The sequence below is a fragment of the Pseudoalteromonas sp. NZS37 genome, assembly GCF_015864265.1.
GTDB classification, from domain to species: Bacteria; Pseudomonadota; Gammaproteobacteria; order Enterobacterales; family Alteromonadaceae; genus Pseudoalteromonas; species Pseudoalteromonas arctica.
The window spans coordinates 280108-301390 of the sequence record NZ_JADYXL010000005.1; the positions used below are offsets into that span (position 1 = coordinate 280108).

Sequence of the window (21283 nt, forward strand, 5' to 3'; positions counted from 1 at the left end):
GCATCAAGGTTTTTTTATAGCTATATAAATGTAGCTTATGAATCAATAGATTTATGATAATCTTCTAAGTCTTTAGCTGCATTAGGGTCGTTAAAGATGCTCTCATCTAGCTCACCTTCAGACTTGGCAACAACACAGGTAACCATACAATCGCCGGTTACATTAACTGCTGTACGTGTCATATCAAGTAATCTATCTACACCGATAATAATTGCAATCCCTTCTACAGGTAAGCCAACTTGGTTAAGTACCATTGCCAGCATTATTAAACCAACACCAGGTACGCCTGCTGTACCTACAGAGGCAAGTGTTGCTGTTAATATAACCATTAGGTAATCAGATATTGTCAAATCGACACTAAACACTTGTGCAATGAACACGGTAGCCACACCTTGCATGATGGCAGTGCCATCCATGTTAATGGTAGCACCCAGTGGGATAGTAAATGAGGCAACCGAGTTATTAGCACCTAACTTTTTAGTAGCAGTTTCAAGTGTAATAGGCATAGTTGCGCTTGAGCTCGAGGTACTAAATGCAAATAAGCATGTGTGCTTCATTTTTGCTAAGAAAATAAGCGGGTTTAAGCCCGTTAATATTTTTAAAAGCAATGTGTAGTTTACAAAAGCATGTAATAACAGTGCAAGCACTACAACGCCAAAGTACTTCGCTAAGCTCACAATTAAGTTAAGCTCAATTGTTGTAAACAGTTTTGCCATTAAAAAGAACACGCCATAAGGGGCAATATTCATTAAAAGCGTAACTAGTTTTAAAATCACAGTGTTTAAATCTTCAAATACGGTAGCAACGCGTTTTCCTGCTTTACCACTTAATGCCATTGCTACACCAAATAAAAGTGCAAACACAATAACTTGAAGCATATTGCCTTTGGCCATTGCTTCAAAAGGATTTGTAGGAAACATGTCTATAATTACACGTGCAAGAGTAGGTGCTTCTTTAGCATCGTAGGTTGCATTAGATGGCAAGCTTATACCTTCACCCGGGCTAAATAATAAGGCAAGTGTAATCGCCACTGTTATAGCAATAGCTGTAGTTAATAAATATAAACCAATAGATTTACCACCTAATCGGCCTAGTTTTTTAGGGTCGCTTAAGCTACAGGTACCACAAACAAGCGATACAAAAACAAGAGGCACAACTAACATTTTCAAGCTGGCAATAAATATTTGACCACCCACATGGAAAATACCATCAACAAAAAAGGCTTTAATTGGCAAAGAGAATAACCCAAGTGGTATTAGATAATCGTCTTCACCAGCTAATATAGCCTGAAATATAAAACCTACTGCAACCCCAAGCGCCATACCAATCATGATGCGAGTGGTTAAACTCATTGAACGGATTTTTGACATATTTCCTGATCTACATTTTTATAAATTTGCCATAGACTACCAGCAAGGAAATATTTACTACAGAAAAAGTTAGTATTTATTTAAAAATATTTTGCACAAAAAAGTAATAAAAAACTGTGATTTTAGACTAAGTTATAGGTTAATATTAAGTGTAAATTAATTTTAATTATAATAACAACGCTAGGGAGAGGTTCATGCCTTTAATGCGACTGCTCGGCATTTCATTGCTAAGTTTTTTACTCACAGCCTGTGGTGGCGGTGGGTCACTTGAAAAAGACGGCTCTATAAGTGATGGTGATTCCACTACAGAGGCTGCTACATACTCGGTTTCATTAAAGGGGTATTCTCAAACAGACGCAACAGAGTCAAATTCTGTTACCGCTACCTCCTCTTTAGATTTACGCGCAATTCTTACTCAAGACGGTGTAATTGTTGCGGGTAAGCGCATTACGTTTACATTAGAAGATGAGATTGGTGAACTGTCTCCATCAAGTGCATTAACTCAAAACGATGGTATTGCAACGGTTGAACTTACAGCCGGTGCTCAAGCCGGTGCTGGAGAAGTAACCGCTACCTATACAGTCGATGGCGAATCTTACTCAAGTACCTTTGCTTTTCAATCAAGCGGTGGGCAGGGTGATGATACGGGTGTTAGTGGGTCAACAACTCTAACAGTAAATATTGTCGATGAAAATGGTGCTAAGTATTCAGATACAAACCCGGTTACAACTGACAACTTAGGCACGGTTACAGCGACTTTAAAAAATGATGGAGTTGCACTTAGCGAGCAGCTTGTTACTTTTACTACAAACTTCACAGGTAAAATAACGCCTGACTTAGGTACTGCAATTACAAACTCAGCGGGTGAAGCAAAAGTAACTCTCTCTAGTGGTAGTTTTAAAGGCGCAGGTCAAGTTGTTGCAACTTATAATCCTACGAACTCAACAGAAGTGAGTAATACAGCTGTATTTTATTCATCAGGTGATTCTGCACCAGTTGATTTGGCACAATTCTCTATATCAGTAAAGCTCTTAACAGGCTGTAACGCAGGCTGGGACGATAATCGTTCTAGCGTAAAACTTGACCCTACACAAACAGCATCGGGTTGTACGGTAGCTAATACTATCTCTTCATCAGAACTAGGTGAATTATTTGTTGAAGTCATTGATGAGCAAAGTGGTGAAGGTAGTAAAAATTCGCTTGTTAATATTTCAACAAATTTAGGTTCTGTTCTCCCTTCATCTGGGACAGCCCTTACCGATAACTTTGGTATTGCTTTACTAAAGTTGCAACCTGGTAATACTGGTGGCGCAGGTACTGTTACTGTAACGTCTGTAGGTGAAAGTAATTCAACTAATTTTGCTGTAGGTATTGCTGATTTAACCCTAGAGGTTGATAACGGGCTAAATAAAGATTCTTCAGGAAATGTTATTCCTCTAAAAGCAGGTGGTAGTACCGTTATTGAAGTAACACTTTTAGATGAAGATGGTAATTTATACTTAACTCCAACAGATGTTGAATTCAGCTCAACGTGTGTAATTAGCGGCGACTCAGTAATTGATGCATCAGTAAAATCATCAAGTGGTATCGCAACATCAACATACCGAGCTACAGGTTGTAGTATTGACGATGATATTAATATCACGGTTGAGACAGGCGGTAAAAACTTTACTGCTACTACGATTATTCCTGTGGAAACATCAGCGGTACAATCAATACAGTTTGTTGATGTCAGTGAAACATTTATTGCATTACCTCCAGGTGAAGGCGGCGCCCCGACTCAATCGATCGTTAGATTTAAGCTAATAGATGCGGATGGTCTTGCATCTACGCAGCAACGTATTGATTTCAAGTTAACAGATTCAGTGGGCGCAGCTAAACTGTCACTTAGAACAAGTGATACAAATAATGAAGGCTTTGTTCAGACAACGGTTGAATCTGGCATAGTGCCTGGTCCATTAGTGGTAAAAGCGTGTTTTATTTCTAAAGAAGATGTTAATAATTTACCTGAAGGTGATGATTTAACGTGTTGGGTTGATGATGTAGAACTGTGTACATCAGAACCAAGCAATGAAATTTGTCCAGACGGAACACTTACTTTAGTACCATTAAGCGAGCAGATAAGTTCTGTATCGGCTCAATTAACACTGGCTTCGGGCGTAACAGACCAAAACAGTTTTGATGCAAGCCCAAATACGTTCAATACTAACTCACTTAATTATAACGGTGTTTTAAATGATATTACGGTATATTTTGGTGACCAATTTAATAATTATAACGGTGACGGTGTAGAGGCAACTATTTTAGCTGAAGCTGGTGTCATTGGCTCATCTAGCAATGAAGTTACTTGTAAAACTGACGATGCTACTTGTGTTGTAACCTGGCGCTCTCAAGGAGACCGTCCATTTTATGATTACAAATGGGGTAACCGAATTGGCGATATTGACGGGGACGCAACAACTACTGAAGGTATTAATCCAAAAACAGGTATTATAAATTGTGACCCATATTTTGGTATTGCAGCTCCTTGTATAAATGGTATTACACGCGCTAAAAATAATGCTGATGGCGTTGTTATGGGAGGGCGTGTAAGTGTTCTCGCTGTCACTAAAGGACAAGAGAACTTTGTAGATGAGCAAACCACTGATGATGTTAAACGCACCAATGGCTTGTTTGATATTGGTGAATATTATACTAGTTACGATTTACCTGAAGCATTTATAGATCACAATGAAAATGCTGCCTTCGATAAAGCAAACTGTAGTGATGCAGATGCTTCAAATTATGACCCGTCTACGGATGAATGTTCTGAGTTAATTTCACGAGGTGGTCATAATGAAACATGGCGAGACCTAGATAATGACGGTATTTATGACTTTGCTGATGGTAAATATAATGGCTTATTATGTAGCGAAGCTGCTGAAAATGCAGGTGAGTGTTCTCGTGAGCTAATTGAAGTGCGTAAACAAATTGAATTGGTTATGTCTGGAGATAATCCATATGTTCGTTTTTCTGTGTTGAAAACAACGGATATTCTTGATGCACCGTATCCTGTTTATGTACCAGCAGATTGCTCTGTTTCAGTTACAGCAGTACTTGAGCCATCCGATGTATCTGAGCGTTGTGATATATCAGCAGTTGATTTATCAAATGTTTTTGCAGATAACCCTGAATATGATGAAACGGATCCAGATGAAACTGATCCTCAACTATTGGAAGTTGGCTTATCTGGTATTACAGTTCGTATTCACTACACAGATGAGTTTGGTAATCCACTACCAGCGGGTACAACTGTATCTATAGCCTCTACAAATGGCGACTTATCTATTATCGAAAATAACGCTATTATTCCAAGTACGAATACGGATAAACCAATGTATTCAGATGTTCGTATTTCTCGTGAAGCGGATGGTAATGATAAATTTGACGGTGTACTTTCAATAACATTTGAGTTTACTACTCAGGCTGGTGGCACTAAAACAGTCTCCAAAGGAATCGAAATTTACGATAGTAAATAAGGCTTTATTTTAAAAATGCCAACCTTTAGGTTGGCATTTTTGTTTCTGTTCTATATATTCCACATCAATTAATCTAAAAACACTAGTTTGTTTAATTTAACGACAAAAATTGTTCGTTTATTCAGTAAATACTGAAAAGTTTGTATTAAAAGCTTGTAACAACTAGTGTTTGTAGATATACCTATAAATATTCGCGCCGCTTATGTCGGCAAAACACATTTTCAATATTTGGTTAGAAATAGGCAACTATGGGCAAATCGCTAGTAATTGTAGAGTCTCCTGCTAAGGCTAAAACAATTAATAAATATTTAGGTAATGACTTCATCGTAAAGTCCAGTATTGGGCATGTACGAGATTTACCTACTTCAGGTTCGAGCAAAGCTAAAGTGCCGGCAACTAAAACGCCAGCAGAAGTTCGTAAAATGGAACCAGAAGAGAAAGCAGCGTATAAAAAGCAACGAGATTATACAAACTTAGTCGCGCGTATGGGTATAGACCCAAACCAAGGCTGGGATCCGCATTACGAAATACTGCCTGGTAAAGAAAAAGTTGTTCAAGAATTACAAAAGCTGGCTGAAAATGCAGACCAAATATATCTCGCAACGGATTTGGATAGAGAAGGGGAAGCAATTGCTTGGCACCTTCAAGAAATCATTGGTGGTGATCCTGCTAAGTATAAGCGCGTAGTTTTTAACGAAATTACTAAAAACGCAATACAGCAAGCGTTTGAAACACCTGGCGAGCTTAATACTGATATGGTTTATGCTCAGCAAACACGTCGCTTTTTAGATCGTGTTGTTGGCTTTATGGTATCACCTTTGTTGTGGGCTAAAGTGGCCCGTGGACTTTCTGCAGGACGAGTTCAGTCTGTTGCGGTACGTTTATTAGTAGAGCGTGAGCGTGAAATTAAGGCGTTTATCCCTGAAGAATTTTGGGATATCCATGCTGACGTTAAAAATACTGAGTCTGAATTACGTTTAGAAGTAGCCAAACAAGCAGGAAAGCCTTTTAAGCCTGTAAATGAAGCTCAGGCTAGCGCAGCGGTTAAAAGCCTTGAGAATGCAGAATACAAAGTAATTAGCGTTGAAGAAAAACCAAGTAAAAGTCGCCCAAGTGCGCCATTAATTACTTCAACCATGCAGCAAGCGGCAAGTACGCGTTTAGGTTATGGCGTTAAAAAGACCATGATGCTTGCTCAGCGTTTGTATGAAGGTGGTTATATTACGTATATGCGTACCGATTCAACTAATCTTTCAAAAGATGCCGTTGAAATGTGTCGTGAGTATGTAACAAACGAGTTTGGTGCTAAATACTTACCAAAAGATCCAATTAGCTACAGCTCTAAAGGCAATGCACAAGAGGCGCATGAGGCAATACGTCCTTCAAGCGTTACCGTGTTATCTGGTCATGTTGAAGGTGTAGACGCCGATGCTAAAAAGCTGTACGAGCTAATTTGGCGTCAGTTTGTAGCGTGCCAAATGGTACCTGCTGAATACGATTTAACAACACTAACTGTTGCAGCTAACGACTTCCAGCTTAAAGCGAAAGGCCGTGTGCTACGCTTTGATGGTTGGACAAAAGTACAACCTGCGATACGTAAGAAAAACGAAGAAGATCAATCACTACCGGCTGTTAAAGAAGGTGAAGTCCTTACTTTAATCGAACTCGATCCTAAGCAGCATTTTACTAAACCGCCAGCGCGCTTTAGTGAAGCAAGTTTAGTAAAAGAGCTTGAAAAACGCGGTATTGGTCGTCCATCTACTTATGCGTCAATTATATCAACGATTCAAGATCGTGGTTATGTACGTGTAGAAAACCGCCGTTTCTTCGCTGAAAAAATGGGTGAAATAGTTACCGATCGCTTGGTTGAAAATTTCACTGATTTAATGAACTTTGATTTTACAGCTAAAATGGAAGGCCGTTTAGATGATATCGCTGAAGGCGAGCGTGTATGGACTCAAGTTCTAGATAAGTTTTATGCTGATTTTTCAACGCAATTAACTGTCGCTAAAGACGAGCCAGAGAACGGTGGCATGCGTCTTAACGAGATGGTTGAAACCGATATTGAATGTCCTACGTGTAGCCGAAAAATGGGTATACGAACGGCATCAACTGGTGTTTTCTTAGGGTGTACTGGTTACAGCCTTCCGCCAAAAGAGCGTTGCACTACAACAATGAACTTGGTGTCGGGTGATGAAGCAGTTGCAGCTGATGTAGAAGATGTAGAAACTGAAAAGTTAATGCAGATGAAACGTTGTCCTATTTGTGAAACTGCAATGGATTCATACCTAATCGACGAAACCCGTAAATTACATGTGTGTGGTAATAACCCGGCATGTAAAGGGCATATTGTTGAAGAAGGCACCTTTAAAATTAAAGGCTATGACGGACCAATTATCGAATGTGATAAATGTGGCTCTGACATGGAACTTAAATCGGGTCGTTTTGGTAAGTATTTTGGCTGTAATAATGACGAGTGTAAAAACACACGTAAACTACTTAAAAGTGGCGAAGCTGCTCCACCAAAAGAAGATCCTGTTCACATTACTGAGTTAGAGTGTGAAAAGTCAGATGCGTATTTCGTATTACGTGATGGCGCCGCTGGTATATTTTTAGCTGCAAATACTTTTCCTAAGTCTCGTGAAACACGTGCACCTAAGGTAGAAGAGTTAAAACGCTTTAGAGACCGTATCTCGCCTAAGTTTTATTACTTAGCAGATGCACCTGCTAAAGATCCTGATGGTAATCTTGCTGTTGTACGCTACAGCCGTAAAAATAAAGCTCAGTATGTTATGACTGAAGTTGACGGTAAAGCTACTGGCTGGACTGCTCATTATGAAGCAGGTAAATGGACAGAAGAAGCGAAGAAAAAGGCAGCACCTAAAAAGAAAGCTGCTGCAAAAAAGGCACCAGCTAAAGCAAAGCCTAAAGCGAAAGCTAAAAAAGAAGATGAATAAGCACGTTATCGCTTATTCATAACTTCTTATAGGTTTTAAAAAACCATAAAAAAACCGGAACGCACAGCTTGTGTCTATTCCGGTTTTTTTGTGCCTAGTTAAATGTTTTCGCAACGGCTTTATTAGCAGTACATTCAACTAAGCGTATTGGAGATACCAATTTTATTAAAAACATGGTCATTATATTGCACTAAATAACCCACTCACTGCGTTAAAAAACATTCATATAAAACAACTATATGTCATGCTATTTCACTTGCTATTGAGCTATTTTCTTAGCGCTATAATAGATCACTAATTTAATGCAATTGGTATGATTAAATCTTAACAGAAGATACTTTTTTATAGCCTTCAGATTCAAGCTCATCATTTACGCATTTTAATACGTAGGCATTTAGCTCTTCATTGCTTACGTCATCATCTTTAGCCCAGTTAACACACATTTCTGTGTATTCTTTTACCATTTCGGCTGAAGCTGTTGGCGCATCGTCTGCTACCGCGTAAGTCGCAGATACTGCAAATAGTGGAGCTACGATTAATGCTAGCAATGCTTTTTTCATTCGTTTATTCCTAAAAAAATGGTGTGATGACTGATTTACCCAGTTTAAGATTAGGTTTAAACCAGTAGTGCCCAATCCAGAACAACTCTGTTGGTACACTGATTTTTAAACGAAAACGAAATAAAAGATAACGAAATTTTTTTATCGTGAGGATGAGTAATTTACTTGTCAGGATTTCGCAGCATTGTGTTGCAGTGGTTTATAAGCTAAGGTCGCTTTTTTTAATTAAAAGACAAACCAATGTCATCACACACCCCTAATAAAAAACCACGCCAAGCTAATAAAGTAGAGCATGCATTAGAATCTTTTATTTTTAAAGGGCGTTGGCTACTAGCCCCATTTTTTGTGGGTTTACTATTTGCAGTTGTACTGTTGTTAATAAAGTTTTTTAAGCAGCTTTATTTAATGGGTATTGCGACATTTACAGCAACCAATCAAGAGTTACTTGTCGGTATTCTAACTTTAGTTGATACGGCATTATTAGCGGGGTTATTGCTGATCATTACATTTAGTGGTTACGAGAACTTTGTTTCTAAGCTTAATATTGATAATCACGAAGACAGACCATCTTGGATGGGAAAAGTTGGTTTTTCAGGTCTAAAGATGAAATTAATAAGTGCGATAGTCGCTATTTCGGCTGTTGAGTTATTAAAAGTATTTATAAACTCAGGCGCATATCCAAGTGATGAGCTACTTTGGAAAGTGACTATTCATGTCACGTTTGTAATGTCAGGCGTTTTATTTGCTTTAACTGACTACTTAAACAGTAAAACCCAAAGTCATTAGAAAAATTAAACGCATAAAAGAGCCCAAGTAATTTACTTGGGCTTTTTATGTTTAGAGCTTAGCTGTAATATTAAGTGTAATTATTGATGTCATTAACACTTTGCATAAAAGCAAGCGAAAGGCTCAAGTGTTAGTGTGTCTTGGCTTAATTTTGCGCTGTGGTGGCTAAGCTCATTGTATTCTTTAACGATTGATGTTGGCATATCAATACTTGTTTGTTGAGAGCTTAGATTAAACATGCACAGCATTTTTTGCGGTCCAAGCGTTCTATAAAAAGCAAGCACAGGCTCAGGCGTTTCAATAAACTCAATATCACCCTCAAGTAAAACAGTTTGGCTTTTGCGCCACGCCATAAATTCACGGTAGGCGTTTAAAATTGAGTTGCTATCATTAGTTTGCACAGCGACTGATTGCTGTTTGTGTGCATTATCAACGGGTAGCCAAGGTTTTACATCACTAAAACCGGCATGAGATGAATCAACTTGCTCCCAAGGCATTGGCGTTCTACAGCCATCACGCCCTTTAAAGTTAGGCCAAAATGTAATGCCGTATGGGTCTTGTAAGTCTTCAAAGGCGACAGATGCTTCACCTAAACCTAATTCTTCACCTTGGTACATACACACACTGCCACGAAGGGAAGCAAGTAGGGCGGTTAGCATTTTACATTGCTGAGGGTTTATTTCGCCATTTTCGCTCCAGCGACTTGCTACGCGCTCTACATCATGGTTGCTAAATGCCCAACACGGCCAACCCTCAGTCATACGTTGTTCAAGAGTTTGAACCGTAGTTCTAATATATTCACTTGAATAATCATTTGTTAAGAGCTCAAAGCTATATCCCATGTGCAGCTTATCGCCACCTTGGGTGTACTGCGCCATTGTCGCCAATGAATCTTCTGATGAGATTTCGCCAAGCGATACAGTACCTGGGTATTTATTAAGTAATGTGCGAATGTCTTGCATAAACTCAATATTTTCTGGCTGAGTGTTGTTGTAGTAATGATACTGAAATGCGTATGGGTTATCTTCACTAAAACCACGACCCTGGCGCTTATCTTTTGGTTTAGCTGGGTTATCGCGAAGTTGTGCATCGTGATAACAAAAGTTAATAGCATCTAATCTAAAGCCATCAACGCCTTTTTTAAGCCAAAACTCTACGTTATCAAGTACAGCTTGTCTTACGTCAGGATTATGAAAGTTTAAATCGGGTTGTTCGGTTAAAAAGTTATGCAAATAATATTGCCCACGGCGAGGTTCCCACTGCCACGCGCCACCACCAAAAATAGACAGCCAATTATTAGGTGCTGTGCCGTCATCTTTAGCTTCAGCCCAAACATACCAATCCGCTTTATCGTTATTTTGATTTTCGCGGCTATCTGTAAACCATTGATGCTGATCTGATGTATGGCTTAGTACTTGGTCAATTATGATTTTAATATTGCGATCATGGGCTTGGCTAATAAGTTCATCAAAATCGTTTAAATCACCAAAAAGCGGGTCAATGTCACGGTAGTCACTAATATCGTAGCCAAAGTCTTTCATCGGCGATTTGAAAAAAGGTGAAATCCAAATTGCATCAACGCCTAAGCTTTTAATGTAATCAATACGATTAATAATCCCTTTTAAGTCACCAATACCATCGTTGTTGCTATCTTGAAAGCTACGCGGATAAACTTGATAAATAACCGCACCTTTATACCACTGCTTTTGGGTCATGCTTTTCTCCGTCATTCCACACAGTATTTAGACTATTCTTTATTGTGATTACGATTAATCACGTTATTTTCAAAAAGCATACGTGAAGCCTTTAATTCTGTAAAAAGTCTGCATACGTATGCACTAAAAATAATGCAATAAAATTATTTAAAATAAGCGCTTAGCGCATCTTTAGCGGTGTTCGTTTTGTGTGTTTAATGTTTACCAATTATGTTATTCATTCATTTTTTAGTTAAATTTAACCTAACAGTTTGTACTATAAAGGAAATATACCCTTGGTTTTACTAGGAATGGTCTGACCAATTTAACACTTAGTAAATGTGCAATTATTTAAAAGTTATATAACAGCGCTAATTAATTTCATCTTGTTTACATTCAAGTAGGAAGGCTATTAGTTTTCTACAAAATAGATTTAATCTGTCATGCTCTTTCAGTGTTTTTTGTTTTGCTTATTTTTAATAAAATCATGTGGTTAAAATTACATATGTGTAATATATGTTAATTTTAGGCTACATTGAAATTGTTGAATACGTATGCATAAAGTTGTTAATAAAATAAATCTGGCGTTAATATTCATCCTGACAACAAAATTAGCTCGCCTTGTTTAACTATCACTTAAACATTGAACGCGGGTATCACAATATGGGTAACGGGAAAACATTATGTCTATGTTCAAACCAAGTATATTAACTTTGGCATTAACAGCTGCAGGCTTATCAAGCTTTGCTACACAGGCTGCTCAAGAAGATACAATAAAAAAAGATGATGTAGAAGTTATCGAAGTTAAAGGCTTTCGTGGCAGTGTTGTAGAATCAATCAACACAAAACGCTTCTCTACACAGGTTGTAGAATCTATATCGGCTGAAGACATTGGCAAATTGCCAGATTCTTCAATTGCTGAATCGATTGCGCGTTTACCCGGTTTAACCGCCCAGCGCTTAGATGGTCGAGCAAGTCGTGTCTCTATTCGTGGTTTTGGCGAGAATGAAAGTGGCACAACGTTTAACGGTCGTGAGCAGGTATCGATTGGTGATAACCGTGGTGTAGAGTTTGACCTTTATCCATCAGAAATAATGAGCGGTGTAACTGTTTATAAAACGCCAAATGCAAGTATTGATGCTGAAGGTATTGCCGGTGTTATTAATATGCAAACCGTGCGCCCTTTAAGTAAAGGCGAGCGTGTTGTGCAAGTAAATGGGCAGTATGAGCAAACCAGCTTTGGTAAATTAAATCCAGACGGTAATGATGACGGTTACCGAGGCACTATTTCATACATTGACCAGTTTGCTGACGATACAATTGGTGTTGCCTTTGCTTTAAATACAATGAGTTCACCAAATCAAGAAAAACGTTGGAACTCGTGGGGCTACCCAGAATTCACTGAAAATGGTAACGATTATTCAATTTTAGGTGGCGCTAAACCATTTGTACGTTCATCTACACTTGAGCGCGATTCTGCAATGCTTGTACTTGAAGCCGCACCTACAGATAAATTAAACATGACGTTTGATGCGTTATATGTAGATTTTACAGATGAAAAAATTCTACGCGGTATTGAAGTTCCGTTTGCATGGGGACAAGGTAGTATTGATGCAAATAGTGTTGTAGTTGATGAAGCATCTGGCTTTATAACTAGTGCAGTAACACAAGGCCAACGTGTAGTAGTTCGAAACGATTATGAAGAACGCGAAGCGGAACTTACAGCTTTTGGTTTTAATACTAAATATGATATTGACGATTCGTGGTCAGTAGAGTTTGACGCAAGCTACTCACAAGTAGACCGTAAAATCTGGAGTGTTGAGAGCTACTCAGGTACAGGGCGTGGTGATTCTCGCGGTGTTGCAGATAACTTGGGTTACACATTTAATGGTGGTAACACTGGGGCTACTTTTTCACATGATTTAGATTATAGCGATTATGGTTTAATACAGTTAGGTGGCCCGCTATCGTGGGGTGCAAGCTCTGCACTTAACGATAAATATGGTTTAACTGGTACTGAGTATGAAAACCAAGCGCAAGATGGTTTTATTAATGCACCGACCATTGAAGATGAGCTGTCAACATTAAAAATAGCGGCTTCAAAGGTATTAGAAAACGAGTACATAAGCTCTATTGAATTTGGTATGTCTTACAAAGAACGTGAGAAAACAAAAGATTCAGAAGGTTACTTTATGACGTTATCTAGCTTTTCGCTTGATAGCCCAGGCATGCTTAATGTGCCAGAACAGTACCGTAACGGAAGTGTTGATTTAGGCTTTATAGGCATGGGCGATATGATTGCTTATGACGTAAATGGCTTAGTTAACGACGGTTATTACGACTTACTGGCAGAGAGCTTAACAAATACAAGTCATGCGACTAAATCGTGGACTGTAAAAGAAGAAATTACTTCTGCATTTGTTCAAGCAAATATTAATGCTGAAGTAAGCGGCCTTGCATTAACGGGTAACGTGGGCGTGCGTTATGTACAAACTGATCAATCATCACAAGGTAATGCATTTAGTACTGTTGATGGTGTGGTTGTTACATCACCGACAAACATAAGTCATGATTACTCGCACGTATTACCTAGCTTAAACCTGTCACTTGCGATTGATGAGCAACAAACGATACGTTTTGGTGCTGCTAAAACAATTTCTCGTGCACGCTTAGATGAAATGAATTCATCAGTTAATGCTTCATATAATCAAACACCTGATGAAAATGGCAACTATTGGTCTGTATCGGGTGGTAACCCAAATTTAGAACCTAAAGAAGCAACCGGCTACGATTTTACTTACGAGAATTACTTTAGCGATGAAGGTTACTTCTCTGCTGCGTTTTTCTATAAAGATTTAACTCAGTGGATTTTTGACGGCACGTATGCAATTGATATGTCAGGCGTAGCTGACCCTTCAACAGGTGAAGTTCCTGCAACAGCATCAGGTACAGGCAGCGGTAAAATAAATGGCGGCGGTGGCGATTTATATGGTTACGAGCTTTCACTAGCGTTACCATTTAAAATATTCCATCCATCTCTTGAAGGTTTTGGTTTAATTGCCAGCCATACAGGAATAGAGTCTGATATAGAGGATCAAAACGGTAACGATTACGAGCTACCAGGTCTTTCGGATAAAATTCAAAGCTTAACAGTTTACTACGAAATGCATGGTATGCAATTACGTACCAGTATGCGCAAACGCAGTGCCTTTAAAGGTGATGTATATGGTTTAGGTTTTAACACTGAACAAGTTGATATTTTAGGTGAAACTATTTGGGATGTTCAAGCAGGTTATGACTTCTCTGAGGCCGGTATTGAAAGCCTTGAAGGTTTATCTGTTCAGTTTCAAGTACAAAACTTAACTGAAGAACCGTTTACGTCACTTTCTGGCGATAATGCTCTACAAGTACGTGACTACCAAGATTACGGTCGTACTTACTTGTTAGGCTTTAGTTACAAGCTATAATAAAAGTTGTGTGTAGAAGCCCTTGTGATTTGTTTTACAAGGGCTTTTTTATAGCTAGTTTATCAAACACTGATTAATACCAATTCGCTTAATTAAGTTTATTGAGCGCTGTATTAAAGTGTGGGCAATAATATGAAACCAATAAAACATGTCGTAATTGCAGGCGGTGGTACCGCAGGGTGGATAACAGCAGCACTGCTTAATAAAGTGTTAGGTAAAGTAATTAATATCACACTAATAGAATCATCAGCTATTGGTACGGTAGGAGTGGGTGAAGCAACGATACCGCCCATTATTCAACTTAATAACGCGCTGGGTATAAACGAGCAAGATTTTATTAATGCCACTAATGCTTCAATAAAATTAGGTATAGAGTTCGAAAACTGGAAAACGCCAGGGCATAGCTACATGCATGCGTTTGGCTCGTTAGGTAAAGATTTTCCCTTTTGCGATTTTTATAACTTTTGGTTAAAAGGTCAAATTACGGGCTACGAAGACGACTTATGGGATTTTTCACTCAATTACCAAGCGGCTAAACAGCATAAATTTGCACCCCTCAATACAATTCCTAATACCCAACTACCTGGGCTGAGTTACGCATATCATTTTGATGCGACGCTTTACGCTGAATACTTAAAAAAGTTGGCTATATCGCGCGGTGTTAAACACATAGATGCAAAAATAAGCCATGTTGAACAATGCGATACAGGCAATGTTAAAAGCCTAGCACTGGATAACGACAGTCAAATTAGTGGGGATTTATTTATAGATTGCACCGGGCTGCGTGCACTATTAATTGAACAAACACTAAATACAGGGTTTATTGATTGGTCTCATTACTTACCATGCGATAGTGCAGTAGCCGTACAAACAAAAAGTACTCATGAGCTTAAGCCCTATACGCGATCTATTGCACATAGTGCTGGTTGGCAATGGCAAATACCACTGCAAAATCGTATTGGTAATGGCCTTGTTTATTGCAGTAGATACTTGTCAGATGATGATGCTAAGCAGTTACTGCTAAAAAGCTTACCCGCTGAGCCAATTACAGAGCCCCGTATTATAAAATTCAAAACAGGTCGGCGTTTAAAGCAATGGCATAAAAATGTGGTGTCGGTTGGCCTCTCAAGTGGTTTTTTAGAGCCGCTAGAGTCAACCAGTATTCATTTAATTCAAACTGCGGTTACGCGTTTAATTAAGCTATTTCCACACAACGGTATTAGCGATGCGTTAGTAACGGAGTTTAATAAACAAAGCGTTATTGAATTAGAGCACATACGTGATTTTATTATTTTGCATTATAAACTCACCGAGCGAGAAGACTCCCCGTTTTGGCGTCAATGCATGCAAATGGATATACCAAATTCCCTTACCCATAAACTGAATTTATTTAAACACACAGGCAAAGTAATACGTGAAGATGATGAACTATTCGCCGAAGTTGCTTGGCAGCAAGTCATGATAGGGCAAGGGCTTATCCCTGATGACTATAACAGTATTGTTGATTCACTAAGTGATGACCAACTGAGCGATTTATTCTCTACTTTAAAAACGTTGATCAGCTCAACTGTAACGCAGTTACCAACTCACCAGAATTTTTTAGCCAGCATTAAAAAGGTATAACAATGCGATTTTTAAACACACTTTTACTAGTAAGCGCATGTAGCTTACCAAGCTTTAGTTATGCACTTAATGTAGAGCCTGCCAATTGGTGGGTAGGCATGAATAAAAATAACATTACAGTACTCGTACATGAGCAAAATATAGCTAACGAAGAATTTAAATTAGATAAGTATAAAGGGGTTGAACTTAATAACGTAACACGCACTAACAACCCTAATTATGCTTTTCTACATTTAAATATTAGCGATAACGCCAAAGCAGGAACGCTTCAATTTAAGAGTAGCGATCCAGTACATAGTTTTGAATTTCCTTTACTTACCCGAGATAAACATAGTGCGCAACGCCAAGGTTTCACAAATGCAGATGCTTTATATTTAATTAACCCAGATCGCTTTGTAAATGGTGATGAAAAAAACGATACAGTTAGAGGTATGTTAGAGAGTGTAAATACAAGCTTTAAAGGCGGGCGACATGGCGGTGATATTCAAGGTGTAATTAATGCGCTGCCGTATTTAAATAATCTAGGCGTGACACAGCTTTGGCTAACACCTGTGCTTGAAAACAACATGCCTGATTACTCTTATCATGGTTACGCGATCACAGACTTTTACAACGTTGATCCACGTATGGGTTCAAACCAGTTGTATAAAACGTTGTCAACAAAGGCTAAAGAGCAGGGCATTGGGCTTGTTATGGACATGGTGCTTAATCACTTTGGCTCTGAGCACCTGTGGATGAAGGATAAACCAACTCAAGATTGGATTAACTTTAATGGGCAGTTTGAAAATGGCAAAAATGCCACAAGCCATGCGCGCCAAACAATTCAAGATCCACACGCAAGTAACTACGATAAACGCCAGTTTAGCGATGGTTGGTTTGTCGCTAGCATGCCCGATTTAAACCAGCGCCAACCATTATTAAATGAGTATTTAATTCAAAATGCAATTTGGTGGATTGAATACGCAGATTTAAGCGGTATTCGAGTTGATACTTACTCTTACTCAGACAAAGCATTTTTAAGTGATTGGACCAAGGCCATTATGGATGAATACCCACACTTTAATATTGTTGGCGAAGAGTGGACTTCAAACCCTGCAATAGCGTCGTATTGGCAGCGCGGTAAAGTAAATCAAGATGGGTATGTGTCAAGCTTACCCAGTGTGATGGACTTTTCGTTGCAAGAGGCGGTAATTCGAGCTTTAAATGAAGATGAAAGTTGGAGTACAGGCTGGGTTAAAGTATATCAGTCATTAGCTAACGATTTTTTATACCCAGACACCAATAACATTATGGTGTTTGCTGATAACCACGATATGAGCCGTGTATATACGGAGCTTGGGCAAGACTTAGCTAAAACTAAAATGGCGATGACTTTGTTTTTAACAACGCGCGGCATTGCACAAATATATTATGGAACCGAAATATTATTAGATAACACGCCGAGTAAAGATCATGGTGATATACGCATTGATTTTCCAGGTGGGTTTAAAAATCAAAACGCCAATGCGTTTACTGGAATAGGTTTAAGTAAAGAGCAGCGCGATATGCACAAGACTATAAGCACGCTACTTAACTTTAGAAAGCAAAGCCCGGCACTTACAAAGGGTAAGCTCGTTCATTTCAGCCCGAACAATGGTGTGTATAGTTATGCTCGCGTTAGTGATACGCAAACAGTATTAGTTTTTATGAATAAAAACAAAGTAAAACAAAAGCATAATCTTGATTACATGCAAGAAGTTATACCAAAAAATGCCAATGCGAAGGCATTATTCACACAACACACTTTTAAACTAACTAACAGTATTAACTTAAAGCCAATGGCTGCTACGGTATTAGTGATTAATACGCCGTGAATGTTTAAGTGAATACGTATGCAGCAACTGTATGCTTGCTGCAGATATCTTTAGTATAAAGCTATAACACTACTGACAAAAAGACACACAATGAAAAAATCAGTTTATGTACCCGCATTACTGTGCAGCGCACTTATAACAAGTGCGTGCTCAGACAATAATGAAACCGAACAACAGCAAGCGCCTAAACAGGCGCAAAATGAGTTAACAAAGCCTGTTGTATACCAAGTATTTACACGCTTATTTGGCAACACACAGACCGCGAATGTGCCTTGGGGTACAAAAGAGCAAAATGGTGTAGGTAAATTTGCCGATTTTAACGATGCTGCACTTAAAGGTATTAAAGAATTGGGGACAACCCATGTTTGGTATACCGGTGTTTTACATCATGCGCTAGTGGGCGATTATACCGAGTATGGAATTACGCAAGATGACCCTGATGTAGTTAAAGGCCGTGCAGGTTCACCTTATGCAATAAAAGATTACTACGACGTAAACCCAGATTTAGCCATAAATGTGACTAATAGAATGGGTGAGTTTAGTGATCTGATTGAGCGCACTCATGAGCATGGCATGAAAGTGGTTATAGATATTGTACCTAACCATGTGGCTCGTAATTATAAATCAGTAGCAAAACCCAAAGGAATAAAAGACTTTGGTGAGCAAGACGACACCAGCAAAGAGTACGATAAAAATAATAACTTTTATTATGTCCCGGGTCAGTCTTTTCAGGTTCCAACATCACAAAGCTATACAGTTTTAGGGGGTAATACTCACCCTTTAGCTGACGGTTTTTTTGATGAAACGCCAGCGAAATGGACGGGGAATGGCGCGCGTGCACCCAAGCCAGATATTAACGATTGGTACGAAACCGTAAGAGTGAATTATGGCGTTAAGCCTGATGGCAGCTATGACTTTCCTGTATTACCTAAAGAGCTAGAAAACCAAGATTATCGCGCCCATTATGCGTTTTGGCAAAATAAGGAACTGCCTAATAGCTGGTATAAATTTAGAGATATCACTCTTTACTGGCTTTATAAAGGCGTTGATGGTTTTAGGTACGATATGGCCGAAATGGTGCCGGTTGAATTTTGGAGCTTTTTAAATTCATCAATAAAAATGCAAAAGCCCGATGCGTTTTTATTGGCTGAAGTTTACAACCCACAAATGTACAGAGCGTATATTCAGCAAGGAAAAATGGATTACTTGTATGACAAACTCGGCTTTTACGACACATTAAAAGCCATTATGCAGGGTAAGCAAGCTGCTAATACTATTTTTGCAGCCCAAAGCCAAGTGGCTGATATTGAAGCGCACATGCTGCACTTTTTAGAAAATCACGACGAACAACGCATTGCTAGCCCTGATTTTGCAGGTGATGCACGCTGGGGGAAACCAGCAATGGTAGTTTCTAGCTTAATGAGTCGGGCACCTACTTTATTATATTTTGCCCAAGATGTGGGGGAGGACGGATCTGAAAACGCAGGTTTTGGTACATCTACCCGCACCAGTATTTTTGACTACATTGGTGTACCAGCGCATCAAGCATGGATGAACAACGGCAAATTCGACGGGGCTAACTTATCGAGCGAGCAAGCATCACTTCGTGATTATTATAAAGCAATAATGGCTCTTAATAGTTTGCCCGCTGTTGTAGGTGGAACCATGTCAGAGCTTTCACTTAGCAATAGCGAACGCGTTGTTGGTTTTGTACGCACGCTGGGACAGCAATCTGTTTATGTTTTTAGTAATTTTAGTGAGGAGCCACAAACGGTATTAATTAATTTAACACCAGAGCAAGCAAATACCTTTGAGCGAAATAGACCGCTACACGACTTACTTGAACAAAACACGGTAAAGATCATCACTGACAAAGAAGTTACAAAGCTTATGCTTTCGCTAGATGCATTTAGTAGCGCAGTTTTAACTAATAAGGCTAATCATGAATAATCAAAATAATAATTATGACAGCAACAAACCAAATCTAAGTTTTTGGCAAATATGGAATATGTGCTTTGGCTTTTTAGGTATTCAATTTGGTTTTGCACTACAAAACGGCAATGTGAGCCGTATTTTTCAAACCCTAGGCGCACAAGTTGATGATATTCCTATTTTATGGGTTGCAGCACCGCTAACGGGCTTAATAGTGCAACCAATAATTGGTTATTGGAGTGATAAGACATGGGGGCGTTTTGGTCGTCGTCGTCCATTCTTTTTCATAGGGGCGGTACTTACTACTATCTCACTCTTTATCATGCCGCATTCACCAACCCTTTGGATTGCTGCAGGTATGTTATGGATTATGGATGCCTCAATCAATGTCACTATGGAACCTTTTAGAGCACTTGTAGGCGATAACCTGCCAGAAAAACAACGCGCTACGGGCTATGGCTTGCAAAGCTTTTTTATTGGTATTGGTGCAGTATTAGCCTCAGCGCTACCATGGATGATGACCAATTGGTTTGATGTTAGTAACACCGCTGCGCCAGGGCAAATCCCTGAATCTGTTAAATATTCATTTTATTGGGGTGGGGTCGTATTGCTAGTCGCAGTTCTTTGGACAGTTATGCGAACCAAAGAATATAGCCCTGAGCAATTAGCTGCTTTTGAAAACCACACTGCCAAACCGACTAACACCGCATTAGTAGATATCAACTTCAATAAAGGTGCCATTATTTTTGTGGTGCTAGGTTTAGCAACCCTTGCATTAGTAATGGGTTTATCGCTTGAAAAAGAGTTATACCTACTTGCTGGTGGCTTACTAGCGTTTGGTATTGTGCAGTGGATAGCAAGCGCATTAAAGGCTGCTAACAAAATACAAGGCGGTTTTTACCAAGTAGTACAAGATGTATTTACCATGCCAGAGGCAATGAAGCAGCTTGCTTGGGTGCAGTTTTTTAGCTGGTTTACGTTGTTTGCTATGTGGATATACACCACAGCCGCAGTAACAAGCTTTCATTACGGCAGCAGTGATGCAACAAGTAAAGCCTTTAACGATGGGGCTGATTGGGTCGGTATTTTATTTGCAGCTTACAATGGCTTTGCGGCTATTGCCGCTATGTGTATTCCATTCTTAGTTAAAAAGATGGGCTTAAAAGGCGCACATTGCTTTAACTTACTACTAGGTGCATTAGGTCTTGCGAGCTTTATGTTTATAACAGATCCAAAAATGCTTCTTATTCCAATGATAGGCGTTGGCTTTGCATGGGCTTCTATTTTATCGCTTCCTTATGCAATGTTAAGTAATGCATTACCGAGTAATAAAATGGGCGTGTATATGGGTATTTTTAACTTCTTTATTGTTATACCGCAATTGCTTGCTGCTAGTATTTTAGGGCTTATTTTACGCCACGTATTTTCTAACCAGCCTATTTACGCATTATTAATTGGTGCTGCATCATTCGTTGTTGCTGCGATTGCTGTAATGCGCGTTAAAAATTCAAACTAAGGGTCAC

General features: G+C 39.0%; 11 protein-coding genes. 8 read left to right on the forward strand and 3 right to left on the reverse strand.

All coding sequences use genetic code 11. From position 1 onward, the window contains the following. Nucleotides 1-35: 35 nt before the first annotated feature. The gene (locus I6F47_RS11840) at nt 36-1370 is read right to left on the reverse strand and encodes a dicarboxylate/amino acid:cation symporter (protein WP_024590095.1); all 1335 of its coding nucleotides are present in this window, start codon (nt 1368-1370) and stop codon (nt 36-38) included. Between the two features lie 194 nt (nt 1371-1564). On the opposite strand from I6F47_RS11840, the gene I6F47_RS11845 reads away from it, so the two are divergent. Then, nucleotides 1565-4888 (forward strand): hypothetical protein, encoded by a 3324-nt coding sequence (locus I6F47_RS11845; RefSeq protein WP_197183913.1) that lies wholly within the window; start codon nt 1565-1567, stop codon nt 4886-4888. A gap of 248 nt (nt 4889-5136) precedes the next feature. Continuing rightward, on the forward strand, nt 5137-7845 hold the full coding sequence (gene topA, locus I6F47_RS11850) for a type I DNA topoisomerase (protein ID WP_024592543.1): 2709 nt from the start codon (nt 5137-5139) through the stop codon (nt 7843-7845). 317 nt (nt 7846-8162) lie between these two features. Here topA and I6F47_RS11855 read toward each other — a convergent pair whose 3' ends face one another. After that, on the reverse strand, nt 8163-8405 hold the full coding sequence (locus I6F47_RS11855; RefSeq protein WP_007582596.1) for a hypothetical protein: 243 nt from the start codon (nt 8403-8405) through the stop codon (nt 8163-8165). A gap of 240 nt (nt 8406-8645) precedes the next feature. Between I6F47_RS11855 and I6F47_RS11860 the strand changes: the two genes are divergently transcribed. Further along, a complete protein-coding gene (locus I6F47_RS11860; protein ID WP_007582598.1) occupies nt 8646-9191 on the forward strand; it encodes a TIGR00645 family protein in 546 nt (181 codons plus the stop codon). A gap of 92 nt (nt 9192-9283) precedes the next feature. On the opposite strand, the gene I6F47_RS11865 is transcribed toward I6F47_RS11860, so the two are convergent. Then, nucleotides 9284-10906: an alpha-glucosidase family protein gene (locus tag I6F47_RS11865; protein WP_024590098.1), complete on the reverse strand. Its 1623-nt coding sequence runs from the start codon at nt 10904-10906 to the stop codon at nt 9284-9286. 662 nt (nt 10907-11568) lie between these two features. Between I6F47_RS11865 and I6F47_RS11870 the strand changes: the two genes are divergently transcribed. The 5 genes from I6F47_RS11870 (at nt 11569) to I6F47_RS11890 (ending at nt 21276) form a co-directional block, all read left to right on the forward strand. Further along, nucleotides 11569-14352, forward strand: a complete 2784-nt coding sequence (locus I6F47_RS11870) for a TonB-dependent receptor (RefSeq protein WP_197183914.1) — start codon at nt 11569-11571, stop codon at nt 14350-14352. A gap of 132 nt (nt 14353-14484) precedes the next feature. Beyond that, complete coding sequence (locus I6F47_RS11875; RefSeq protein WP_024590100.1) at nt 14485-15975, forward strand: tryptophan halogenase family protein; 1491 nt, start codon at nt 14485-14487, stop codon at nt 15973-15975. A gap of 2 nt (nt 15976-15977) precedes the next feature. Continuing rightward, a complete protein-coding gene (locus I6F47_RS11880) occupies nt 15978-17828 on the forward strand; it encodes a glycoside hydrolase family 13 protein (RefSeq protein ID WP_197183915.1) in 1851 nt (616 codons plus the stop codon). A 90-nt stretch (nt 17829-17918) separates the two neighbouring features. Then, complete coding sequence (locus tag I6F47_RS11885; protein WP_197183916.1) at nt 17919-19778, forward strand: alpha-amylase family glycosyl hydrolase; 1860 nt, start codon at nt 17919-17921, stop codon at nt 19776-19778. After that, on the forward strand, nt 19771-21276 hold the full coding sequence (locus I6F47_RS11890) for an MFS transporter (protein WP_010555040.1): 1506 nt from the start codon (nt 19771-19773) through the stop codon (nt 21274-21276). Before I6F47_RS11885 ends, I6F47_RS11890 begins: the two co-directional genes overlap by 8 nt. The last annotated feature ends 7 nt before the right edge of the window (nt 21277-21283 follow it).

Coding starts and splice junctions, on each gene's coding strand:
- I6F47_RS11840 (WP_024590095.1), bottom strand. CDS start 1,370: ATGTCAAAAATCCGTTCAATGAGTTTAACCACTCGCATCATGATTGGT.
- I6F47_RS11890 (WP_010555040.1), top strand. CDS start 19,771: ATGAATAATCAAAATAATAATTATGACAGCAACAAACCAAATCTAAGT.
- I6F47_RS11870 (WP_197183914.1), top strand. CDS start 11,569: ATGTCTATGTTCAAACCAAGTATATTAACTTTGGCATTAACAGCTGCA.
- I6F47_RS11855 (WP_007582596.1), bottom strand. CDS start 8,405: ATGAAAAAAGCATTGCTAGCATTAATCGTAGCTCCACTATTTGCAGTA.
- I6F47_RS11875 (WP_024590100.1), top strand. CDS start 14,485: ATGAAACCAATAAAACATGTCGTAATTGCAGGCGGTGGTACCGCAGGG.
- I6F47_RS11880 (WP_197183915.1), top strand. CDS start 15,978: ATGCGATTTTTAAACACACTTTTACTAGTAAGCGCATGTAGCTTACCA.
- I6F47_RS11865 (WP_024590098.1), bottom strand. CDS start 10,906: ATGACCCAAAAGCAGTGGTATAAAGGTGCGGTTATTTATCAAGTTTAT.
- I6F47_RS11860 (WP_007582598.1), top strand. CDS start 8,646: ATGTCATCACACACCCCTAATAAAAAACCACGCCAAGCTAATAAAGTA.
- I6F47_RS11845 (WP_197183913.1), top strand. CDS start 1,565: ATGCCTTTAATGCGACTGCTCGGCATTTCATTGCTAAGTTTTTTACTC.
- I6F47_RS11885 (WP_197183916.1), top strand. CDS start 17,919: ATGAAAAAATCAGTTTATGTACCCGCATTACTGTGCAGCGCACTTATA.
- topA (WP_024592543.1), top strand. CDS start 5,137: ATGGGCAAATCGCTAGTAATTGTAGAGTCTCCTGCTAAGGCTAAAACA.